Origin of the sequence: Desulfosarcina sp. BuS5 (genome assembly GCF_028752835.1) — a bacterium.
Classification (GTDB): Bacteria; Desulfobacterota; Desulfobacteria; order Desulfobacterales; family BuS5; genus BuS5.
This window is the reverse complement of record NZ_CP087952.1, coordinates 3784123-3808200: the sequence shown is the minus strand read 5'-3', so window position 1 is coordinate 3808200 and position 24078 is coordinate 3784123. Positions and strand designations below refer to the sequence as shown.

Below are 24078 nucleotides of genomic sequence, written 5' to 3'. Positions count from 1 at the left end.
TTACGAGTCTTGCTCTGTTATGCCGAACAAACCTACTTGCACTTCCAGTTTTTCAGCGCCTTTATAAAATATAATTTCTTGCGGCGTTGAAAAGCCTTCCGGATAAAACAAAACTTCTTTCTCCTTTTTAAGTATTATACCTTCCGGATAATCATATGTCATGTCCAGAACTTTAATTTTATCATGCTCAAAACTGAGTTTAACCTCTTTACCCGATATAAGCGCCCTGGTAAATGCATGTTCAAAGCAGCTTTTTAATATTACCGGTAGTTGTTCCTGCCTGGGCATTATCATGCGCGGCAAAGCCACTGCTGAAATAATACCTATTAAAAATATTATTATCAACAGCTCTAAAAGAGTGAAACCTCCGGTTCCCGCGCTGGAACGTGGGAGCGTAAATATTTCAGCGATCTCTGTGCTCTCCGCGGTTAAATCCATTTTTTTGTGCAAAGTAAATGTAAAAAGATGCCGAAATGACTAATTAATTAAAATTGAGAATCAGGAGATGAAACAGCATGCTTAATTTTTGATGCAGCGAACGGCTGCTCGGGAGGAGGCGTAAAAATTGTTCCTGAAGATTGTGAAAAAGGGTTCTGCCCGGGCACAGTGAAGGGCGACTTTGATGACTGCTTGATCTGTGAGCCGGAAGCATCAGCAAAAGGGGCTTCGGAAGATTTTTTTTCAAAGGGGCTCTTACCGGCCTGCGTGAATGCTGTATTGGCAGGCTTCTTAAATGGTGAATCCTGCTGCCTTGCAAAAGGGGCTGCTGTTGCTGAAAAAGGTGAATTTCCATTCCCCCGCCCCCCCCGGCTGATGATATATATTTCTTTTACATCATCATTGTTTACAGTTCCATCACCGTTAATATCATACCCTGGATCATCTCCGCCTTCGAAAAGGATATGGTGAAGCACCATTGATGCATCTGATGAATTAACCTTATAATCCCCGTTCAAATCCCCATGGACAGGAAGAATGACTTCCTGCTCCGTATCGTCTTCTCCACCGGCTGTTTTCCGGGTAACCTCCAGGACCAGCCTTGATTTATTTATATCTGAAATATTGGTAATTTCAATTTGGCGCCCTTCAAAAAATTCGCTTCCTTCAGGTTCTGCTATTTTAACAATATACTCTTTTTTTCCACGGGCATATCGGAATTCTACCTCTTCTCCTATCGCAGAAATTTCACCACACAAATATATTGAGAAATTAATATTTCCATCAAGCACCTCCATCCTTCCGGGATTTCCATCTGTTCCGCCTAAAAAGATTTCCGTGTAATCTTCGCTTTCTGTTCCCTCTTCATCAAAAGCTTCTTCATCAGCAGCGTCGGGATATTCAATCTCTTCCGGTTTTATATAAGCCCTTAATTCATCATTTGGCTGCATTACAATTCCCACGATAATACCATAAAAATTTTCCTGATACTGATCCGGCGGACATCCTGCCATAGAGCTGCCGGTATTTAAAAACGCTGATATAAAAAAAAAACAGGCTGATATTATTAAATTCAGACGAATGGAAAACCATCCGAATTCATTTTTACAGAAAACTTTTTTAGTCATTTTATTCACCTGTTCCTCAATGTTGTTAACTTAGTTGTTAACTTAAGGATTTCTTCCATGATACAGCAATAAATATGCCACAAAAAATACTTGAGTATTAAATAATTACTGTACTAATATCTTTTTTTTTATTAATCAAGGGTTAATGTTATCTATGAATAATAATGAAAACGGCTTTACCCTGATGGAACTGTTAATCGCTGTTTCAGCAGGAGTGATCGTTGTTGCTATTGCCATGGGAATATATAGAACCGCTGCTCACAGTGAAATCAGGCTTGCCGGTATACAGGACAGTTTTTTGAAAAAAGCACAAATAACAAATATTCTTAACAGGCTGCTTTCAAATATGGAAGGCCCGGTTTACGGAAACAATGACCGGCTTGTTTTTATTTCCAGCCTCGATCTACTAGGGTATGGACCTGAATTAATAAGTATTTCGAGCAGTTCAATACATTACGTTAATTATTTAACGTTAAGTGTCACACCTATGCTGTTTACAGGTGAAGGTTCTGAAAAAAAAAAAATTAAATCCTTTTATGAAAATCCATCAAATGCCTTTGACTACTGTTATGAAGAGAGACTTGAGGGGTTTGTCCCGCATTTTTTTTATGCTTTTGATAAAATTGATAAAGAACAGGTTCCGGGCGATCAAGCCGATTATATAAAAATCATATTACAGGACCACGCTTCAAATGAATGGTTTATTACACGCTGTCGGCAATAAAGGATTTGTTCTTATATATGTACTCTGGATATCGGTTATTGTAACCGCCATGGTAATGTTAATATCCAGGCGCGGTAATGAAATGATGCGCGTTGAAGCTTCCATTGAGGCAAGAATTATTTTAGATCAGGAAATGGACAGCCTGAAACAAATACTAAAAACCAATATTATTTCGGGCGGCATGTCGAGTCCTTACAAAAATAGAATAGGTAACTGCAGAATTGATATTTCAAATGCCGACTATTTTCTTGATCTTAATAAAGCCGGCTTTAACGAGATTTACAGGTTGTGCATATCTTTAAAAATCAAGGATCATCAGGCTGAAATTATTGCAGATTCAATTCTGGACTGGATTGATACCGATTTATTCACGCGTCCGAATGGAGCTGAAAATGATTATTATCAGTCATTAACAAATCCTTATAACAGTAAAAACAGTTATATTGAAAGCTATGATGAGCTTCTTCTCATAAAAGGGATTGACATCAGCGTTCTTGATCTGCTTAAAGAGTTTATTTCATTTAACAGCACAGGTATAAATTTCAAGTATGCGCCTTACGAGGTTATTTACGCTATTACCGGAGATGTTGACATGACTGAAAGAATAATTGAATATCGAAATGAATTCGGGCTGGATGATGAATCGTTAAGGACGCTTATAGGCATAAATCTTTATGAAGCAATGCTTACCCGCCATACATTTCAGTCAGCAGCATACAACAGGCTTATGATTACAGGAAATTATCACGGATTTGAAAAAAAAATCGCAGAGTGGGTAAGAGCGGACAGATAATGAAAAAAATTAAATTTATAGGATCTACATCTAAAGAAAAGGCGCTGGGCATAATAGCATTGCTTCTTGTTCTCCTTTTTATCGGAAAGACCGGCATGCTCGGCCCTGTCTTTCAAAAATGGGCACATCTCCGGGAACAGATAGAGGCGCAGCAGGATCTTTATAATCGTTACCTTACGATTTACTCTCAACGTGACGAGGTTGACCGGATTTATAAAAAAAACCTTAAAACTATTGAAACTATCGAGCAAAAAATTTTTTCCGGTCCTGATATTAATATTGCGGCTGCCAAACTTCAAAAAATAATACAGAACCTTGCACAAAACAACAATATCAAAATCAGACGTACTCAAAATAATAAACCAATAAATATATCAGGCGGGCTTTATATAATCAGCCTGGGTATTTTTGGTGAATCCAAAACAATGCGACAATTAAATGGTTTTCTTGAAGAGTTGGAAAGTTACAACAATAAATTTTTATTTACTCCAAAATTATACGCCAAAAGCATTAAAAACCGTATTATTCTTGAAATTCATGTGTTAGGTATTGCTGTGATAATCTGAAAGCATTGCACGGCGCAATATCATTTTTATTCAAAAACCCGTATTATGTGGCCTGTTATGGCACAAGAGGATGTTTTATGAAACGTTTCAATAACAACACCGGCTTTACGCTTATGGAACTTCTTATTGTAATGGTAATTATCGGACTTCTGGTTGCTCTTGTCGCTCCTCGATTTACAAGCCGGATAGGGGAGGCCAATGTTAAAACAACCAAATCACAAATCGAACTACTCTCAACGGCGCTTGAATCATATCACCTCGATCTTGGAGAATACCCTTCTTCCGAACAGGGACTGAATGCTCTTTTAAAAGCGCCGCATTCTCTCTCAAAAAAATGGAAGGGGCCATACCTGAAAAAACTTAATCTCCCACAGGATGCCTGGAACAGGGATTTTATTTACCTTGGAACTGAGGATCAGGAAGTAAAAGCAAAGGGAATTGATTTTATTTTATATTCTTTAGGCAGGGATGGAAAACCTGGAGGAGAAGAGGAAAACAAAGATATTTTCAGTTATGAATAGAAAGCGGTCATTTGAAATACAGGCCCGCGATAGAGCAGGCAATGTATTAAATATACACATTGATGCTGAATCTACTGAGGCTCTTTATCGGGAGCTGTCAAAAAGACATTTGTTTGCCCTGGAAGTAAAAGAGAATTTATTAAGGCGCTTCTTTATTCTTCCTAAACAATCGGGGGTTAAAAAAAGGGAGATTCGCGACCTTTTTTTTCAAATGGGCACTTATCTTGACGCAGGCATCTCCCTTGAAAAACTTTTAAAACTTTTACACAAGCAGCAAAAAAATATCCACCTCAAGGCTTCTATTGATGAAATCCATAAAGGTGTAAGATCCGGACAACGGTTTTCAGAACTTATCCTGCAGCATCCTTCTGTTTTTCCAGGCTATATTGCAGCTTCATTAAAAGCTGGTGAAGAAAGCGGAAATATTGCCGGAAGCCTTCTTGAAATCTCCCGCCTGCTGGATCTTGAAATCAAGCTTATGGATTCATTGATTTCATCGTTTACCTATCCTCTAATCCTGTTGATTACAGCGGTTGTTTCAATTTTTCTTATAATATATTTTGCAGTTCCGAGGTTTGCCAAAATGTTTGCGGATATGGGCAAACCAATGCCTTTTATTCTGAATATCATGCATGCTGCAAGCATTCATTTCTGGATGACAGCCTGCACAGCATTTCTGCTGACGGCGGCAACTGCCGGAGGATTAATATTTGCATGGAAAAGCAATAAGCTGCGCAGCAGGCTTGACAACTTTTTGATCAACGTGCCAAAAATCGGCCCGATTCTGGTAAATTACCAATTATCACTCTATTTTCGCCTGCTTGGAATGGCCATCCGGAGTTCTCTGCCGGCTGATAAAGGGATTGAGCTGGCCAATTCCACATTAATCAGTAAATCGATTAAAAAAGTTTTTGATACAGCGTTAATCGACATTCGCAAAGGTGGTCGTTTCTCAAGTGTATTACAGAAAATTTCATGGATGCCGGATTCAGTTACTTCGCTTATAGATGTGGCGGAAGAAAGCGGGGATATGGGCAAAATGAGCCTCAAAATTTCAAATATCATCGGAGAAGATCTAAATACCGGCCTTACCAAATTAATTGCCCTGGCTGAACCGGTAATGATAGTATTTGTAAGCCTTATTATTGGAGGGGTAATTATAAGTCTTTTATATTCTCTTTTCAGTATTAATTTTTAACCAATTCAATATGTAACCGTTCACGGTTACTTTAATATTTAGTGTCCATCCATAAATGGCTATTTCGCCCGATATCTACGTTGCTCTAAAATTTTAATCCTCGAAATACTCAATGTATTCCTGCGGTTAAAATTTCAGAGCGCCTTGATCTCGAACGAACTATCCTATTTATGGATAGACACTATTTAGCAGTGCCCGAACGAAAACTATAAAATTTTTTCTGGACAAAAATTGGGAAAATTAGCAGTTTTCGTTCAAGCACTAATTAATCTATATTAAAAATATTTCCCCTTTCACCGGAATTTAAAAATTCAATGGCAACTATTTTTAGAGAAATAATCCGTTTTCTTTTATGGCTCAGATATCATGTAACCATCAATGGTATTACTGATATCGCAGCAAAAGGCGATAAAGGGATTCTTTTTTTACCTAATCATCCGGCCTTGATTGATCCTGTTATCCTGAGCGTCTATCTGCATAAAAAATTCAGGCCCAGGCCTATTGCAAATGAGGGTCAAATCAACAGACCGGTTATTCGCCAATTAGCCGAAGCTGTTCATGTTCTCTCTATTCCGGACATGGTTACGACAGGCGCCAAGGGCGGAGATACGATAAAAACCGTTTTAAAAACCACCATCTCGGCCCTGCGGAAAGGAGATAATATACTGCTCTATCCGGCAGGTCATCTTGCCCATGGCAGGTATGAAGATATTGGCGCCAACAGCGCTGTTGAGACGATATTAAATATTTTGCCGGATACCCGGGTTGTGCTGGTTCGAACAAGAGGGTTATGGGGAAGCAGATTCGGCCATGGCGGGGAAACGCCTGTAAAGCTTGACAATGTGCTTTTTAAAGCCTGTAAGTCTCTCCTGCTGAACGGAATATTTTTCGGGCCGCGACGCAAGGTGATGATCGAACTTTACGAACCTGAAGATCTGCCCCGCGGCGATGGGAGAGCCGCCATAAACAGTTATCTTGAGGCTTTCTACAATCAGGACGTTCCTCCAGCCGTTTATGTTCCTTATACTATATGGGAAAGAGGAGGTACCCGCGTACTGCCGGAGCCTGAACTGCAAAAAATTGACGGAGATATATCGACTGTACCGGATGCCACGCGCAAAACGGTTATTAAGTATCTCAAAAAAATTACAGGTATCGATAAAATAGACAACGATCTCCGCCTTGCCCATGACATGGGCATGGACAGCCTTGCAAGAGCTGAACTGATTGTATGGATCGGCCGGGAATTCGGCTTTGCCCAAGGTGATAGCGATTCAATGCAGACAGTTGCCGATTGTCTGCTGGCAGCATCCGGACATGCCATATCATCAGGCTCTAAAAGTCTCAAGCCGGTGCCCCGCAAATGGTTCAAAAAGAATAACGATAACGGAATTGCAATGGTTCCGGAAGGGGATAAAATCACAGATGTTTTCCTGAATCAGTCTTATAAAAATCCAGGCAGCATCGTTATTGCCGATCAGACCGGAGGCGCTAAAACCTATCGCCGTATAGTAACCGGGATACTTGCGCTGCAATCAAAAATCAGGAACCTGGCAGGCGCAAGAATCGGTATAATGCTGCCGGCTTCAGCAGGCGCCTCTATTGTCTATATGGCTTCCCGTTTTGCAGGCAAGATACCTGTTATGATCAATTGGACCGTTGGTGAAAGAAGCCTGAAGCATTGCCTCAGCCTGTCGGAAGTAAAACACGTGCTTACATCCAAAGTCCTGACAAGCACTATTGAAAACCGGGGAATATCCCTTAAAAGCATAAAGGAGAAATTTGTTTTCCTGGAAGATATAGGAGCGGGATTGACAAAATTGCAGAAAATATCAGCTCTTCTAAAGAGTTATTTTTTTAAGGGAGCATTGCGGAAAGCAGATGTTTCCGATACTGCTGTTATACTCTTTACAAGCGGTTCGGAGGACCTGCCAAAAGCAGTCCCTTTAACAGATAACAATATTCTCACAAACATCCGGGATATGATAAAAGGATTGTCTTTGACAAATAAGGATATATTAATAGGTATGCTGCCCCCCTTTCATTCCTTTGGATTAACAGGCACACTTTTGATTCCCTTATGCACCGGAATGAGGGCCGTTTACCATCCCGAACCCACCGAGGCAGTCACACTCTCCTCTCTTATCGAAGCCTACAAGGTCAGTATCCTGATAGGCACGCCTACTTTTTTAAATGGAATCGCCAGAGCTGCAAAACCCTCTCAACTTTCCAGCCTGAAACTTGCTTTTTCAGGCGCAGAGAAATGCCCTGAATCCGTTTATGACGCCCTGAACCATTCCTGCCCGCAATTAAAAGTTTTGGAAGGCTACGGCATTACTGAATGTTCTCCTGTAGTATCCTGCAATCATCCTGAAAATCCAAGACACGGCACCATCGGCAGGGTTGTTGAATCACTCGATTATGCTATTATAGATACAAAAACGAAACAAAGAGTCGCAGCCGGCGCCCGGGGGATGCTGCTTGTAAGAGGACGGAGTATTTTTAATGGATATTTAAACTATAACGGCGCTTCACCTTTTGTAGATTTTGAAGGAAAATCCTGGTACAAAACAGGAGATCTGGTAAAAGAAGATTCCGACGGAATTCTTACATTCTGCGGGCGTTTAAAACGCTTTATAAAGCTTGGGGGCGAAATGATTTCACTCCCGGCCATTGAAAACGTATTGAGCGCCTGTTTTTCAACTGAAGAGGATGAAGGGGAGGATGAAGGGCCTGTTTTGGCAATAGAGGCAACACCCGACGATGAACATCCTGAAATAGTGCTGTTTACAACACGTAACATGGATCGAAGCCTGATCAATCAAAAAATTCGCAACAGCGGGTTATCGCCATTACATAATATCCGTCGTGTAGTAAAAGTAGATTCAATTCCTGTTTTGGGGACGGGTAAAACAGACTATCTCCGGCTCAAGGAGCAGTTATAGGAAAGTTTTAAGTTTTATGATAACACTTTCACGTTTTGTTGTGCCCGACAGGGCATGATGATTATAGAGTATGCCTGATTAAAACCGAAGATTCGATATTTTTTTCAACAAGCTCCAGAAGGTGCCGGTGGTGGGTGAAAAAAATTACCTGGGTCTGTTCGGATAACCGTGCCAGCGCCTGCAGGGCCGCAACCGCCCGATCATCGTCAAATTTAATCAAAATATCGTCCACAATAAACGGGATCGGTTCATTTTTTTTCAGGTAATCCTGGAGACCGGCTATACGTAAAGCAAGGTACAATTGATCTGCCGTCCCGTCACTCATCCCGTTAAGGCTGACTATTTCCCTGCCGTCCGGGCGGACACCTACAAGCACCGGCCGGCCATTATCGTCGAATTCCGCCCGGATTCCTTTAAAGGAGCCTTGCGTAATGAGTTTAAAAAGATCGGTTGCGCTTTTTAAAATCGGACCCTGGTTTTTGTCCCGGTACCGTTCTATTGCCATGTTTAAAATTTTTGCGGCAATTCTCAAGCGGGCATACTGCTCCACGTTGTTTTCAAGCCGCCCCAGGTGTCCCTGAATCGCTTCGGCCAACTCGGCGGCCCGGGAGCTTCCGTCCATTTTGCCAAGCTCGGTTCGCTCGCTTCCGATGGTCTGATCCAGTTCTGATTTTTCCTGATTAAGCTTATCAATCTCCTCCGTCAACCGGCCGATATCCCCCTCAATACTGTCCGGGTCCACTTCCCGGGCATCCCTGATAAAATCATCAATAAGAGCGCCTCCGCTCAACTGGTGCAGCCTTTCATCCAGTCCTTTCAGTTCGGCTTCCAGCCGCCGCCTTGTTTTGGATCTTTCCTCAGCCTCCGGGAGATCATCGTAGCTTGCGCAGCCTGCCTCGGCGCACATACCTTTGAGCCTGGTTTCCAGCGTGGTAATCCTGATAACAGCCTTATTGATACGGATCTTTTCCTGCTTTAACTGTTTCAGGAGTGTTTGCCTCTGCGATTGAGCCGTTCGCGCCAGTGTCAGCCTGCTGTTCAGTTTCAAAGTTGCTTCACCGGCAGTCAGATCCGCCAGATCTTTTGCCACAGCCCCCACCAAACCGGTAACCTTGTTTATAAATTCATCCGCATCACGATTAATACCTTTAATACGCTTTTGAAGAATGCCGGCCTCTTTGAGCTTGTCGAACAGGGTGTTGAGATCTTCCATGACAACCTTGGCCTGAGCCGGGAGGGCGCCGCGGTCAAGACCTATGATCCGGACAGCCTGTTCCCATTCGTTTTGCCATTGGGAAAGTTCCCTTTCACTGGCAGCAACTTTTTCCCTGGCTTCCGCCAATTCCTGTTTATGCTGCTCGTCTTCAGCTTGCAGACGGTCTTTATTCCTGCGCAGATCATCCTCCGATTCGATGATCATTCTACCTCTTTTTATTAAACCGGTCAGGGTTTCGCCATCACCGGAACGGGGCTCAGAAAGATCATCCATACACTTGTTCAGCCTTTTAATCTGAGCGTCAATCCCTTCCTGCAGCTTATCAGCCTTTGCTTTACGTTCCCTGATATCTGCGGCCTTTTTAACCAGCGCCATATGGTTTTGGACCCATCCCCGCATCTCTTTTGGCGATCCGGCCTTAATTTTCGCAGCCTCCCATAATTGCGCCCACTCTCCCTTAATATTCTCTTTTGCCTTTTCAGATGTTTTCAGAGCTCTTTTCAAACGCTCCATCTGCTTTTGATAAGCCGTCTGATCAGCGATCAATTTGGCTTTGGCCGCGACCCGGTCCGCCTCCCGCCTGAGCCTGTCGGAAATCTCATCCGCCTTCCTGACACGGATTTCAAAGGCCTCCGGCAGAGTACCTGCCGGCGGTACCCCCTTTATGTAACTGTCAATTGCCTCATCTTGCAGAGGTTTGCCCTCCAAAACAGATGCAACAAGCAGCCATCCTGAATCTCTCTCTTCCCTTGCCTTTTGAAGATCCTCCTCACCGGGCACTTCCTGCTGCAGCCTGAGTTCGTTGATCTGCCTTTCAATATTCGCCAGTTTCTTCTCAAGTTTTCCGTAATCCTTTTTTAAGCTATTGTTATCAAGCTCAACCGCACCGATTTTATCCTCAAAGATGCTTATCGTATCTATTGAAGGCACCGGAAGCGACTCCAGTTTTTCGATCGTTCCCGACCATAAATTCTGTTTATCAAGCTCCAGATTCAGCGATTTTAAAATAATACTGATTTCAGTCTGCTCATTACGGCAGTGTTTTTCTAACGCCCCGTATTCTTCAGCCTGGTATAGAGCATTTTTTAAGGTATCGATCTGCCTGGGATCTCCAATTTTTTTTAGCTGTTTGGCAATCCCCGCAATTCGATGCTCAAATTTAGGAATTGCCTCGCGGGCAGCATCTATACGAGTGCTGATCCGCTCAAACTTTGTTCCCAGGTCCTGTATTCGAACCGCTTCAGACTTCTTGATCCTCAATTTTTCAGCATCAGCCAAAGTCAAGTCATCCCGCAGACTGTGAAGAATTTCCTTTGCTTCGCCCCGCAGGATGCTCAGACGCGTTTGTAACTGAAAAGAATCCCGGGCAGCTTTACCCTGACTCCCGGAGTCCCGATGTATTTCTTCAATCAACTCTGAATTTTCGAGCAAATTTTTGGAAATTTTAAGTTCAGACAGATCTTTTTGGATAATCTCCAAGCTTTTAAGCGCCTGATTACGATCGTTTTCCGCCATCCTCAGCTTTGTGAGCAGATCGCTTCTTTGCTTCGGGAATTTTTCCGGCAAAAGCGTTGCAGAGGCGTATATTTCGAATTTATTGATCAGCTCTTTGCGGTTGGCAATAACCGGTAAAGCCTCCCGGATACGTTCCAGGCGGTGCATAGCGCGTTTTTTTTCCGCTAAATCCTTTTCAACGGCTTGCTTACAATCCATTGCTCGGCGCAAAGACTGATCATGCGTGATCCATTGCCAGCCGGACAACTGGACATCACGTATCTCTTTACGATTCCTGCTTATATTGCTCAGGGTTTCATTAATTTTCGGTTTCTTGGCAGAGGGTTTGAAAAGAGCGTCAGCCTCGGACTTGAGTTTTTCCTGAACTTCACGAAGATTGGAAGCGCCCGATCCTGCGGCAAAAATAAGCCGCCCCATGCTTCCGCCGCCACTTATAATCTCTTTGCCTCCGCTAACCAGGTCGTTGTGGTCGATGCCGAACATGGTCACAAAAAGATCGGGGCCGACCCCGTTTAAAAATCGGCCCAGCAGTGATTCTTCAATCACTGTCCGGTCATCCTCAGAACGAAGCGTATTGTTCCTCCCTTTGCGCCGAATAAATTCCAGCACATCTCCCCGGCTTGATTGAATGGTTGCTCCGATGCGCATTTTGGAGTAGGGATGCAGAAAATCATCCGTTGATCGCTCCGGAATACCGTAAAGCAGGTTTCGCAATGCCCGCAGGGCCGAACTTTTGCCGGCCTCGTTAGGGCCGTAAATTACATGCAGGCCTTGATTGCCGCCGCTTAAATCAATGATCTTGTCGGTAAAAGGACCATATGCAAGAATTCTCATCTCAAGAATCTTCATTCAAAATCCCCTTTTCGCATCAGCCTCTGAATGAGCATCGGCCGCACTTGTTCCACCAGGCTTCCAAGCCATTCAATATCATCCAGCCCGATTCCATCAGGATTCTCCTGAAGTTCTTTTTTTAGTTCTTTAGGGATTTTTTTATCAAGATCAATCAGTTCATCCGATAAACCACGCAATAATTCCGGTTGGGATGCTAATTCGTCAAATAATTTTACAAGCTCCCCGATTGCGCCGTCACCTGCCTGAATACTCTGCTCAGATGGGGGTAACTTGGTCCGGATTTTAATTTTTTCAATCCAGACCCTGTCTCCGCTTGTATCTAAAGCAGCAGCCCGGATCTCATTGCTCCATCGGTCAAAATCCGTTAAAAGCTCACTATGAGCCGGAGTTTCACCTTCGATTAAAACACGCGCAACCAGAGGCAGGCCGGCGCTCTGATCTAACAAAATTTCAAGCTCTTTACAAAATCGATCAATAAGATCATAGCCGCTTTCAACTCCTTTTGAATCGACTTTGAGGATTGCCCAGCGGACAACATCGAGTGGTTTGAACTCGAGTTTTGAACGGCCGCTCTCGTCGACCGTAATGAGCATACATCCCTTGGGGCCGGTTTCCCGGATATGGCGTCCCTGGATGTTTCCTGAAAACAAGATCGGCGGATCTTCACAAAGGATCTCCTGCTGATGAACATGCCCCAGCGCCCAGTAATCGTATCCCTTTTGGCGCAACCCTTCCAGAGTACAAGGAGCATATGGATCGTGGCCTTCGCGTCCTGAGGCGCAGGTATGCAATACGCCGATGTTAAAATAACCATGAAGAGGGGATGGATAAAAAAGGGAAATGTCCTTTTTTACGGCCGGTGCAGCAAAACTCTGGCCATGAACAGCCACATTTATATTGTCTATAAGGTACGTGGAGGGTTTATCAGGCGGAAACAGATGAACATTTTCCGGAAGTCTGAGCGTTTTGGTTATCTTGCTTGCCGCATCGTGATTTCCGTAAGCAATATAAACGGAAATGCCGGCATCACGCAGCTTGCCGGTTTGGGATACCAGGTAAAGCCCGGTATTATAATCTTTCCAGTCCCCATCATAAAGATCACCGGCTATCAATATAAAATTAACGTCTTCGGCAATGGCGGTTTGAACCAGATTATCAAAAGCCCGTCTGGTTGCCTTGCGAATTTCATCTGCCGGAGCGCCTTCGTAATAGTCGAGCTTGTGCAAGGGGCTGTCTAAATGAATATCAGCCGCGTGGATGAATTTAAACATATTTCAAGTTCCATCGGCAAATTAAGGGCTGGCTCAAAAACAAACAGGACACAAGCAGATTACCAGCCGCTCAAGAGATCCTCGCCCATGGTTTTGGCAACAATATCCTGAAACTGCTGGAAACGATACCCAACCACCTCGACCATAAGCCGCATAACCAAAAACCCAAGTCTGCTGTCTTTTTCACAAATTGAGAGAAGGTCTTTTTTCGTAATCCTTATTACCTTGCAGCGTCTGGAGGCACAATAGGCTGAAAGCCTCATTTTATATGGCTTCACAAAACAAGACCAGCCCAATACCCTGGAGACCGTTTTTTTGGATTTTCTGGCTCCAACAGTGTTTCTTTTTGCCGCAGGACGACCTCCTGGCAATTCAAAACGCAAGTCTACCTCTCCCTCAATCACTACCCACAAGTGTAGTGCATCATCACCCTCAGTAAAAAGCTTATCATCTTTTTGATATTCGATTTCTTCGACATATTTCTGGATGGTGGCCAACCGCTCATCATTTAAGCCTTTAAAAACCTCAACTTTTTCTAAAACACTCAAACCAACCATAACTATCTCCCTCTTCAATAAATTGAGACCTTTGCAAAACACCCTTTTTGCCCAACTCCTGTGTCAGGCTCAATTTTTAATCCTCGAAATATCAAATATATTCCTGCGGCTAAAATTTTAACTTTCCTTTACTTTGAACAAAATCAAGTATTTTTCAAAGGTCTCAAGTTTAAAAATAAAACAAGTCAAAAATTAATAGTATTACAGAGTAAATTTTTTCCCTGCCAATATCCTTATGGATAATACCATTCTGATTGGCTTAGTCAAGCCCTGAACAGATCCGAAAGCAAAATTCTAATCATGACTTCTAATGGAATGCATGACTGATTTATGAAAACCCTGGCGGAACTCTTCTAAAGTCTTACTGCAAGATGCAATTATATCCACACCAGCATCCGAAAAGACATACCCTGGTCCTTTTCCATCGAATTTTTTGGGTGAATATACAGCATCTATTTTTTTTTCAAGCAACCACTCACTAACCTTGATTCCCTTGCCCCTCTCATCCTTTGCAACGGGATTGCGGTGAAATGCCTCTGAAAGAAGGGAGCCGTCCATTTCCCGCAATGTGGCTATATAAAAGAAAGGAGCCTCTCCAAAATGTTCTGACAATATCTGCCGGTCCTCTTCCAGGGGAATGGCTAAAGTAATAGTATCTTTCTTTTGGGGCTCGTAATGGATTAAAATATGATCAACGTGGGAAACAAGCCTCTTGATTTCATTTTCAATCTTCCTGGTAACGGAATGTGCTTTTTCCAGGTTATTGGTCTTAATCACTATGTCGGCCTCTATAAATTTAAACGGACCGGAATTTCTCCCCCAGAGGTTTCTAATTGAAACGATCCGTGGATCTTTCAAGATAATAGTTTTGACTCGATCCATTGTTTCAAAGTCAATTGACGCATCCAAGAGTACCCGTATAGCATTGACAAAAATACTCAGCCCGGCTTGAAAAACAAATACAACAACTATAAGCGCCGCTATCCGGTCAATCTCCAGACCGAACAATCCGCCTATAAGACCAACCAATATAACTAAAGAAGAAAACATATCCGTTCGGATATGCTGCGCATCAGCAATAAGACTGGGAGAGCCGATTTTTTGCCCTTGCCGCAATTCATAACGTGAAAATAGAAAAGTAATTCCCGTGGCCAAAGCTACGCCCGCCACTGTATAAGGCAAAAATTCGGTCTTCAGGGACTTTTGCGCAAATATAACAGTATAAACGATTTCATAACCGGCAAAAAAAATAAATATAGAAGAGAGCAGAGAAACAAAATTCTCAACTTTGTACAACCCGTAAGGAAAATTTTTTGATTTTCTCTTGGAAATTTTTATTCCCCACAAGACTGTTATAGAAGAAATTACATCTGTGGCGGAATGAATAGTATCTGCAAAAAGAGCAACGGATCCGGAGAGAAAAGACAAAAAACACTTAATTATGACAAGAAGGAGATTGACGCCTATGGAATAGGCCCCAATTTTTTCATTTTGTTCCATTTTATATTCCGGATTGAATAAATCAGCAATAATCGAAGACCAAATATCAAAGATATTGAAATAATAATACAATATTTCCGACCGTTTTACAAGCCTCTTATCCACATTCCCGGTCAGGATAAATCATAAAAAAATCGGCATCCTTCATTAAAGGCCAAAAGTAGTTAACACTTTTTCCCAGGTTAGAACCGATATTTTCACCGCAAAGAACGCAGAAAGCGCAGAGGAACTGCTTAATTTTTAATGTAATATCTCAGCGATCTCTGCGTTCTCCGCGGTGAAATCCAATTTTTTATAACAAAGTAAATATAAACTAAATTTGAAGGATGCCAAAAAATCAACACAAAAAAAATTTAAAAAAACAAAAAAATACTGGAATAAATATACAAGCAGGGGTATGTCATAAAAGATTCAATCTCTTGATTTCTGAACGGACACTATTTGCAATGAATTTATAAATAATAATAAACAAAGGAAAAACCATGTTTGAAAATAAAAATTACGAAACAGAACTGAATGATTTTATTGAAAATTGGAAAACTGATGAGCTTAATGCAAAACCTGCATTTGCCAGACTAAAAGATAAACTCTTAAAAAAAAAGAATACACTTTTATCTTTTCATTCAAGGGCCGGGATTACCTATTCATTACGAGCTACAATAAAAAAATCATCGGCAAAGGATAATCCATTATTCGCAATGGTAGATATAATAGATGATGACCCTGCTAATCGCTGGCTATCTGTTTGTTTCTTTGGAGACATGATAACAGATCCGGACGAAATTGGTGATTTTGTACCTGAAGGGCTTTTGGGGCAGGACGCTCACTGTTTTGATTACGATAATCAGGATGAGGAACTGCTTTTGTATATTGAGCAAAGAATAGACGAAGCCCACGCGTACATGTGTGATGAACAAAACAATTAAAACACGGGATCCATATGTCACTTAATTCCCAAAGCGGGCTTTGACCGCAACCCAACTCTATAAGATATGAGTATTGAGTATTGAGTATTGAGAATAAAGATACGATCTGGTTTTCCTCATCACTCACTACTCAACACGCAACTCTTAGGGTTCGATGATAAAACCAACCCCTAATTTTCTTGTTTTTCATGACAGGGTTTCAGGGGAAAGATATTAAGGAATCATGAGGTAAGATGGAAGAAAAAACAAAAATTGGAATAATCATCTGTGACCGCTACCGCAGATGCGCAGGAGGAAAATGTTTCAGGTCATTGCGCAACAGGGAAGGCGCGTTTAGCAGATATAAAAAAATGGAAGTTGAAGTTGTCGGGTATACTACTTGCGAAGGGTGCCCTGGCGGCAATGTTGAATATGCTGTTGATGAAATGATGGGAAACGGAGCAGAGACGATACATCTTGCCACCGGACTAATTGTGGGGTATCCTCCATGTCCATATCTCACTTATTTTAGTAATTTTATCCAAACAAAATATGGCCTTGAAGTAGTATATGGCACTCATCCTATACCTCAAAAATACCTCATCATGCATGATCAAATAGGTACCTGGGACACTCCTGGGTGGAAAAAAATTATTAGCCCGACATTAGTGGATGAAAAGATTCGTTTATCATATGACTAATAAATCAAGTGTAAGGGAGCTTCCAAAAAATAATTACCCATCCTGCTTGCCCTTTTGCCCGTCTTCTACGTTGTAATAACAGGCATATAGCTTGCTATGCACCTGCCATCACGCCTTGAAGACGAACAAAAGTTCTGCACGATATAGGTATATTATTTTCTTCCAGTTCCCTAAAGATTGGACGGGAAGAAGTGCCTCATATATAAAACATGACCAATAATCCGCTCATAATCACCTGCCCTGTTACAGGCGCGGAACTTTGTAAATTTTGTTCTCGGTGTTCCCGGCGGCATGGATGGCAATATCGAAAATTTAATTTCTCTTAAAAACCGTCTGAATCCTATGTAAACCTGGCCAGTTACAGGTGTGGGTAAATTCCAGCTTCCCCTTGCGGTTCACGCAATCATGATGGGAGGGGGTAGGGGTTCAAAATCTTGAACCCCTACTCCGACGACCGATAATGCAGTGAAATTATTTATGTGACAATCTATAGTTGTTGCCATCTCTTTTCATGTAGTTTATCCTGTTAATATGCATCGCAAAACATACACAGTTTCAGAAATAACTTCCGATATTAAAATTCTGCTTGAAGAAAAATTCCCTTTTATTTGGGTTTCAGGTGAAATATCCAACTTCAGCACTCCATATTCCGGGCACTATTATTTTACTTTAAAGGATAGTAAATCCCAGATCAGCGGTGTAATCTTCAAGGGACAAAACCGATCTTTACAATTTGTCCCGGAAGACGGGATGAACATAACCGGTTTTGGCAGAATCAGCGTCTATGAACCCCGCGGAACATACCAGATAATTTTTGAATACTTGGAGCCCCATGGCGCCGGAGCTTTGCAGAAGGCTTTTGAACAACTAAAAAATCGTCTTGCCGCAGAAGGTCTATTCGACGAAAAACATAAGGCTCCCCTTCCCTTTTTACCAAAAAAAATCGGAATTGTAACATCCCCCGGCGGAGCCGTTGTCCATGACATTCTCAAAATTATTGACAGACGTTTTCCAAATATTCATCTTGAAATTATTCCCTCCAGGGTTCAGGGATACGGCGCCGAAAAGGAAATCGCCGCCGGTATAAAACTGCTGAACGCCATAACTAAAACCAGACCTGAAAACAAACCGGCAGATCTGATCATAGTGGCCCGCGGCGGGGGTTCTATGGAGGATCTGGCCGCTTTTAACTCAGAGGATGTTGCGAGGGCCGTTTTTGCATCAAAAATTCCTGTTATCTCTGCTGTGGGACACGAAACCGACTATACAATTTGTGATTTTACAGCCGATCTGCGTGCTCCGACTCCATCAGCCGCGGCAGAGCTTGCCGTACCGCAAAAGGATGAACTTGAAAAACAATGTTATGAGCTGTTCAGAAGCCTTAAAACAAATTTTTACAAATATATAGAGCAAAAGCTTACCATACTGAAGAGTCTCTCTGACCGGCTTGTCAACCCCGGAAAAAAGCTTACAGACTTGCGGCTGAGGACAGATGATATCACATCGCGCCTTGTTGGAAATTTTTTAAATCATCTAAAACAAAAACGACAAGATCTGAGATGGCGCATTGAAATACTGCAGGCAAACAGTCCTTTAAAATCGATACCCCGCATAAATGAAAGACTTGAACAGATCAACTCTGATCTGTTATCTTTTCTAAAGATATATTTGATCGGCAAACGTGGAATTCTGAACGAACTCTCCGCCAGGCTGAAAGCTATGAATCCCGAGACAATCCTTGCCAGGGGCTACAGTATTACAAGAACCATACCTGAAAGAATTATTGTGAAAGAGATCACATCTGTTTCAATAGATGATCAACTTGAAATCATGGTCAGGAATGGATCAATATTATGCCGCGTAGAAGGGAAAACTTATAATGACGAAACAAACATTTGAAAAAGCAATAAGCTTGCTGGAACATATAGTTCAGGATTTGGAAACCGAAGATCTTCCCCTTGAAGAAGCTTTGAAAAAATTCGAGGAAGGTGTAAAACTATCAAAGTTCTGTTCCCGCAAACTTGATGAAACTGAAAAAAAAATAATAATCCTCATGGAGAATAACAGCGGAAAGTTGAGTGAAAAACCATTTGCACCGGATCAGGAATGATAGTTTAATAAAAGGCTTGCATGTTGATGAACAAACTCTATCATGTTCAAATTTAAAGAATATCTTACTGAAAAACAAGAGCTTGTAAACAACTCTCTTAGAAATATCCTTGAACATTTTTCGGTTCACAGCCGTCTTATGAAGGCTGTGGAATTTTCCTTGATGGCCGGAGGAAAAAGAGTCAGACCGGTGCTCTGTATTGCCGCATGTGAAGCCGTTCATGGGGATATTCGAGATACCCTGCCGGTTGCATGCGCGCTTGAAATGATACATACTTATTCGCTGATACATGATGATCTCCCGGCAATGGACGACGACGACCTGCGCAGGGGGAAGCCCACTTGTCACATCCGGTTTGACGAAGCCACAGCAATCCTTGCCGGCGATGCGCTGCTTACGCTTGCATTTCAGATTCTATCTTCAGCAAACATTTTATCAGGCCATAACGATAAAAATCATCATCCATCTGTGCGGCTGAAAATTATCAATATATTATCAAGCGCATCAGGCTGGAACGGTATGATCAGGGGACAGATGATGGATATCTCTTCAGAGAACAGTGTGCTGAATTTAGATAAGCTTGAACATATGCATTCATTAAAGACAGGCGCGCTTATAGAAGCATCGGTATCTGCAGGAGCAATTATAGGAGGCTGCAATACTAAACAATTAAAACATCTTTCATTATATGCCAAAAAAATAGGCCTCGCATTTCAGGTTGCAGACGATATATTGAACGTTGAAGGAGATCCGCTGGTTATGGGCAAGACTGCAGGAACTGATGCCCACCGGAACAAAAACACCTATCCGTCTTTGATGGGGTTGAATGGTTCAAAAAAATTTGCCGGACAACTCATATACGACGCATTGCAGGCTCTGGATATTTTTGATAAAAGTTCAGATCCGCTTCGTAAAATCGCTTCTTATATTATTAACCGAAAAAAATAATGACATTTTAATTTAACTTAACTTACTTAACTTACAGGAATTTATAACTATATTGAGCTTTCTGAAAAAAATAGATTCACCCGAAGATCTTAAACTTCTCTCGAGATCTGAGCTGCCGGCGCTTGCGGAAGAGATACGAACAATGATTGTGGATGTTGTTTCTAAAAACGGCGGCCATCTTGCATCGAGCCTCGGAGCGGTTGAACTTGCCATTGCAATCCATTATGTATTTAATGCGCCTGAGGATAAAATCATATGGGATGTGGGGCATCAGTCTTATCCTCACAAACTTCTTACCGGCAGGCGGGAGAGCTTTCATACTCTCCGACAACATAAAGGCCTTTGCGGATTTACCCGTATAGGTGAAAGCCCCTACGATGCATTTTCAACCGGTCACAGCGGCACATCAATATCTGCAGGCCTTGGTATGGCCTGTGCCGGACGCCTTAAAAAAAAGCATTCCAAGGTTATTGCGGTAATAGGCGACGGATCATTGACTTCGGGCCTGGCCTATGAAGGCCTGAATCAGGCCGGAGATATACACAAGAATCTTATTGTTATCCTGAATGATAACGATATGTCGATCTCCCATAATGTAGGAGCATTATCCTCTTTTCTCAGCCGCGCCTTTGCCGCAAAAAGGCTGCAAGGCTTAAGAAAAGAATTCGGCGAGTTTCTGAAATCCCTTCCAAAAGTAGGTGGAGACATCTACCAGATTGCAAAACGTTCGGAAGAGTCATTCAAATCGTTTGTAACCCCCGGAATGTTGTTTGAAGCATTTAATTTTGAATATTTCGGGCCGATCAACGGCCACAGGCTGAATCACCTGATCGATATACTCAATAATGTCAAATGCCTTAATGAACCGGTACTTCTTCATGTCACAACCAAAAAAGGAAAAGGCTACCCTCCTGCGGAAAATAATCCTGTCTATTTTCATGGTGTAGGAAGTTTTGAAATAAAAACAGGAAACAGTTCGGGACAAAAAGGTGCGATCCCCACATATACCCAAATTTTTGGGAAAGCAATGGTGAAACTGGCCGAAAAAAATGATAAAATCATAGCTGTTACCGCAGCCATGCCGGAAGGTACGGGACTCGTAAAATTCGCCGATACTTTTCCAGACCGCTTTTTTGATGTTGGGATTGCGGAACAGCACGGGGTTACCTTTGCCGCAGGCCTTGCAATAGAGGGACTAAAACCTGTTGTGGCTATTTATTCAACCTTTTTACAAAGAGCATATGACCAGATAATCCATGATGTATGCTTGGAAGCGCTCCCGGTTGTTTTTGCCATCGACAGGGGCGGTATTGTAGGCGAAGACGGCTCTACTCATCACGGGCTGTTCGATTTGTCATACCTCAGAAATCTTCCCAACATGGTTGTAATGGCTCCTAAAGATGAGAATGAACTCTGCAGAATGCTCATAACAGCGACTTCACATAATGGACCGGTTGCTTTCAGATATCCCAGGGGGACTGCAAGAGGCGTTTCTGTTGATGAAAATCCGGCTGTCATACCCATCGGCCGGAGCGAAATCCTGAAGGATGGTGATGATATTCTCATACTGGCCATCGGACGATCTGTGGGTGATGCTCTTGACGCCCATTCCCTGCTGTCAAAAAAGGGCATATCCGCAACCGTAGTTAACTGCCGATTTGTAAAACCGATAGATTCCGACAAGATATGCGCTTTAGTAAAAAAAATCCCGAAAATCATTACAGTCGAGGAGAATGTACTGCAAGGAGGTTTCGGAAGCGCGGTTCTGGAATGTTTATGCGATAACGGAATAATGAGATTTAATCTTATAAGGCTTGGAATACCGGACAAATTCGTCGAGCATGGAAACCAGGATATTCTAAGATCAAAATACCGCATTGATGCGCCCTCCATTGCCGATGCAGCAGTAAAACTTTGCGACATATATGATTGAAAAGAAAAAAAGAATCGATTTGCTGGTTCTGGAAAAAGGGCTGGCGCAAAGCAGAAATCAGGCCAGGGCGCTTATCATGGCCGGCAAGGTGCTGGTAAACAATATGCCGGCCGCTAAACCGGGCACATTGGCATCAGGTTCTGATAACATAGTTATTAAAGGGAATGAGTTTCCATATGTCAGCCGGGGCGGGCTTAAACTTGAAAGAGCTTTGGAATCTTTTGATATTTGTGTTCAAAACAATGTATGCCTTGATGTGGGAGCATCTACCGGCGGCTTTACCGACTGCCTGCTCCAAAAAGGCGCCGGAAAAGTCTTTGCTGTAGATGTGGGATATGGTCAGCTTGCATGGAAACTGAGGCAGGATTCCCGTGTGGTGGTGGTGGAACGTACAAATATCCGTCATATATCTGAAAAAATCATTCCTGTCGGGTTAGACCTTGCAACCATAGATGTTTCTTTTATTTCCCTTAAAATAGTAGTCCCTGCTGTTCTTAAATTTATCAAAAAAAATGGCGGCATTATAGCCCTTATAAAGCCGCAGTTCGAAGTGGGTAAAGGTAAAACAGGGAAGGGCGGCATTGTAAGGGATACACGCTTACACGAAGAAGTCATAACCAGTCTTGCCGAATTCTTCCAGGATACAGGTCTTGTGTGCAGTCCGGTAATCCCATCTCCGATTCAAGGCGCAAAAGGCAACAAGGAATTCTTGATATTCATTTCCCGGTTGCAATCTGCTGCAGCAAAAGAATGCTGCAAAACTTTGAAAAATTTTAAGCACATACAATCCTGAAGATCAGCATGGACTATTTGCTAGCGCAGTCATTAAGCCTTTTTTTTATATAATTACCCTGGTGGCATACAACCGGGCCAGAAAAGAGTATGCCGGAGAAAAGATAGCCGCTGCCATTAATCTTATAATGGTCTCGCTTATCATTCTTTTTTGTTGTGATTTTGCGGATTACTTTTTTTCAATAATATTCCACATAACTCGCGAAACAATATCAATAATAAAAATCCTGTTAAGATTAACCTCTTTTTGCGTACTTTTTTTCGGAGGATTACGTTTTTTTGTCAGCGAACCGGTTGACAATCGATTCCTGCAGCATATTTCCATCAGGAGAGGCTGTCCGAAAGATACTCAACAGGAGGACAATTTTGCTCCGAATCGCAGCGCAGAATTAACGGTTATGCTTAAAGAGACTTCAGGAACCCACCCTAAGCCTGAAACCTTAGTCCATTATTTAAAAAAACATAACATACCGATCGTTGTTCCATGCCTTGTAATAGTTGCAGTAGCAACAAGTTATTATCTATCATGGCGAACGGATCAACCTACGCGCGCTGTTGATAAAAAATCTCAAAAAAAGAAAATCGAATCAGATGGTATTACAGAAGAACAAAAACAAAAAATCCAGACGATACTTGCAAGAATAAAACAAGAAAAAAACAGGGAACGTGAAGTACTTGCCAGAATTGAAAAAGTAGAAAAAAAAGAACGTGAGATACTTGATAGAATTGAAAAGGAACATCAAAAAGAACGTGAAGAATTAAATAAAATAAAACAGAAAAAAAAAGAGGCCGACAAGCACCGCCTTGCAAAAATCAGGGAGGAAAATAAACACAGACTACGAAAAAAAATCGAAAAAGAAAAGACCGAGGCATTGAAAATAAAAGAGATAGATATATTAAACTGCATCATCGCATCAGCAGAAGAATCTTTGAGGCAAAAAAAATATTCAGAGGCAAAAAATGGTTATGAAACAGCCTTGCGCATACTTGAAGAAAGCATTTTTAAAGATCAAAACGAATTTTTAAAGTGTAGAATTAAAATTGAAAATGCATTAAGAGATGAAGAAATCATTTTCGGTTCACAAGGATATATTTATTATAAAGAAAAATGGATCACTCCTAAAGAGTATGAGAAAAAATTATATGATGCAGGATTTGTGAAATATAAAGGAAAACTTAAAAAATTCATGGAGTTAAAGGATTTGATCATAGGGTTAACGCATAATGATGTTAAGGCTTATTTAACCTCTAAATACAGCGGGAGGAACATCCATAAAAAAAATATCAAATTTAACGATTTAATCTTAAACAGGAATACCGGAATATACTCTGAGTTTACGATATATTACAAATGGGAAGTCTGGACCTTCAGCGAAATTGGTGAAGGTAAATGTTCATTAGATATCAGATATGATGCAAACCAGGATAAATGGAAGATTATCCGGGAATGTGAGGAGCGGTAGCAT

20 protein-coding genes are annotated in these 24078 nt (G+C 41.9%); 14 read left to right on the top strand and 6 right to left on the bottom strand.

Going from position 1 to position 24078, the window contains the following annotated elements; all coding sequences use genetic code 11:
• Positions 1-438 (bottom strand): hypothetical protein, encoded by a 438-nt coding sequence (locus BuS5_RS18395; RefSeq protein WP_027352881.1) that lies wholly within the window; start codon positions 436-438, stop codon positions 1-3.
• A 47-nt stretch (positions 439-485) separates the two neighbouring features.
• Positions 486-1565 carry a dockerin type I repeat-containing protein gene (locus BuS5_RS18390; protein ID WP_027352880.1) on the bottom strand — a complete coding sequence of 360 codons (1080 nt, stop codon included), beginning with the start codon at positions 1563-1565 and terminating at the stop codon, positions 486-488.
• 154 nt (positions 1566-1719) lie between these two features.
• Between BuS5_RS18390 and BuS5_RS18385 the strand changes: the two genes are divergently transcribed.
• The 6 genes from BuS5_RS18385 to BuS5_RS18360 all read left to right on the top strand — a co-directional run bounded on the left by BuS5_RS18385 (position 1720) and on the right by BuS5_RS18360 (position 8312).
• Entirely contained in the window at positions 1720-2289 is a 570-nt protein-coding gene (locus BuS5_RS18385) for a PilW family protein (RefSeq protein WP_027352879.1), read from the top strand.
• A complete protein-coding gene (locus tag BuS5_RS18380; RefSeq protein WP_027352878.1) occupies positions 2258-3082 on the top strand; it encodes a general secretion pathway protein GspK in 825 nt (274 codons plus the stop codon). Before BuS5_RS18385 ends, BuS5_RS18380 begins: the two co-directional genes overlap by 32 nt.
• Complete coding sequence (locus tag BuS5_RS18375) at positions 3082-3648, top strand: hypothetical protein (RefSeq protein WP_027352877.1); 567 nt, start codon at positions 3082-3084, stop codon at positions 3646-3648. The genes BuS5_RS18380 and BuS5_RS18375 overlap by 1 nt, the downstream gene beginning before the upstream one ends.
• Before the next feature lie 77 nt (positions 3649-3725).
• On the top strand, positions 3726-4169 hold the full coding sequence (gspG, locus tag BuS5_RS18370; RefSeq protein ID WP_027352876.1) for a type II secretion system major pseudopilin GspG: 444 nt from the start codon (positions 3726-3728) through the stop codon (positions 4167-4169).
• Positions 4117-5367 carry a type II secretion system F family protein gene (locus BuS5_RS18365; RefSeq protein WP_084445566.1) on the top strand — a complete coding sequence of 417 codons (1251 nt, stop codon included), beginning with the start codon at positions 4117-4119 and terminating at the stop codon, positions 5365-5367. Before gspG ends, BuS5_RS18365 begins: the two co-directional genes overlap by 53 nt.
• Before the next feature lie 314 nt (positions 5368-5681).
• Positions 5682-8312: an AMP-binding protein gene (locus tag BuS5_RS18360; RefSeq protein WP_051374548.1), complete on the top strand. Its 2631-nt coding sequence runs from the start codon at positions 5682-5684 to the stop codon at positions 8310-8312.
• 61 nt (positions 8313-8373) lie between these two features.
• On the opposite strand, the gene BuS5_RS18355 is transcribed toward BuS5_RS18360, so the two are convergent.
• The 4 genes from BuS5_RS18355 to BuS5_RS18340 all read right to left on the bottom strand — a co-directional run bounded on the left by BuS5_RS18355 (position 8374) and on the right by BuS5_RS18340 (position 15223).
• Complete coding sequence (locus tag BuS5_RS18355) at positions 8374-11892, bottom strand: YhaN family protein (RefSeq protein ID WP_027352874.1); 3519 nt, start codon at positions 11890-11892, stop codon at positions 8374-8376.
• On the bottom strand, positions 11889-13166 hold the full coding sequence (locus tag BuS5_RS18350; protein ID WP_027352873.1) for a metallophosphoesterase family protein: 1278 nt from the start codon (positions 13164-13166) through the stop codon (positions 11889-11891). Before BuS5_RS18350 ends, BuS5_RS18355 begins: the two co-directional genes overlap by 4 nt.
• A 59-nt stretch (positions 13167-13225) precedes the next feature.
• Entirely contained in the window at positions 13226-13723 is a 498-nt protein-coding gene (locus BuS5_RS18345; protein ID WP_027352872.1) for a Crp/Fnr family transcriptional regulator, read from the bottom strand.
• 294 nt (positions 13724-14017) lie between these two features.
• A complete protein-coding gene (locus BuS5_RS18340; protein WP_157487301.1) occupies positions 14018-15223 on the bottom strand; it encodes a cation diffusion facilitator family transporter in 1206 nt (401 codons plus the stop codon).
• A gap of 482 nt (positions 15224-15705) precedes the next feature.
• On the opposite strand from BuS5_RS18340, the gene BuS5_RS18335 reads away from it, so the two are divergent.
• The 8 genes from BuS5_RS18335 (at position 15706) to BuS5_RS18300 (ending at position 24075) form a co-directional block, all read left to right on the top strand.
• Entirely contained in the window at positions 15706-16149 is a 444-nt protein-coding gene (locus BuS5_RS18335) for a hypothetical protein (RefSeq protein ID WP_027352871.1), read from the top strand.
• A 233-nt stretch (positions 16150-16382) separates the two neighbouring features.
• Positions 16383-16829: a CGGC domain-containing protein gene (locus tag BuS5_RS18330; protein ID WP_027352870.1), complete on the top strand. Its 447-nt coding sequence runs from the start codon at positions 16383-16385 to the stop codon at positions 16827-16829.
• Positions 16830-17360: 531 nt separating this feature from the next.
• Complete coding sequence (gene xseA / locus BuS5_RS18325) at positions 17361-18728, top strand: exodeoxyribonuclease VII large subunit (RefSeq protein WP_027352869.1); 1368 nt, start codon at positions 17361-17363, stop codon at positions 18726-18728.
• Positions 18709-18939, top strand: coding sequence for an exodeoxyribonuclease VII small subunit (gene xseB / locus BuS5_RS18320; protein ID WP_035264221.1), 231 nt, complete (start codon positions 18709-18711; stop codon positions 18937-18939). The genes xseA and xseB overlap by 20 nt, the downstream gene beginning before the upstream one ends.
• 42 nt (positions 18940-18981) lie before the next feature.
• Entirely contained in the window at positions 18982-19887 is a 906-nt protein-coding gene (locus tag BuS5_RS18315) for a polyprenyl synthetase family protein (protein ID WP_027352867.1), read from the top strand.
• Positions 19888-19939: 52 nt separating this feature from the next.
• Positions 19940-21820: a 1-deoxy-D-xylulose-5-phosphate synthase gene (dxs, locus tag BuS5_RS18310; RefSeq protein WP_027352866.1), complete on the top strand. Its 1881-nt coding sequence runs from the start codon at positions 19940-19942 to the stop codon at positions 21818-21820.
• Complete coding sequence (locus BuS5_RS18305; protein ID WP_051374546.1) at positions 21813-22613, top strand: TlyA family RNA methyltransferase; 801 nt, start codon at positions 21813-21815, stop codon at positions 22611-22613. Before dxs ends, BuS5_RS18305 begins: the two co-directional genes overlap by 8 nt.
• 61 nt (positions 22614-22674) lie before the next feature.
• Complete coding sequence (locus tag BuS5_RS18300) at positions 22675-24075, top strand: hypothetical protein (RefSeq protein WP_027352865.1); 1401 nt, start codon at positions 22675-22677, stop codon at positions 24073-24075.
• The last annotated feature ends 3 nt before the right edge of the window (positions 24076-24078 follow it).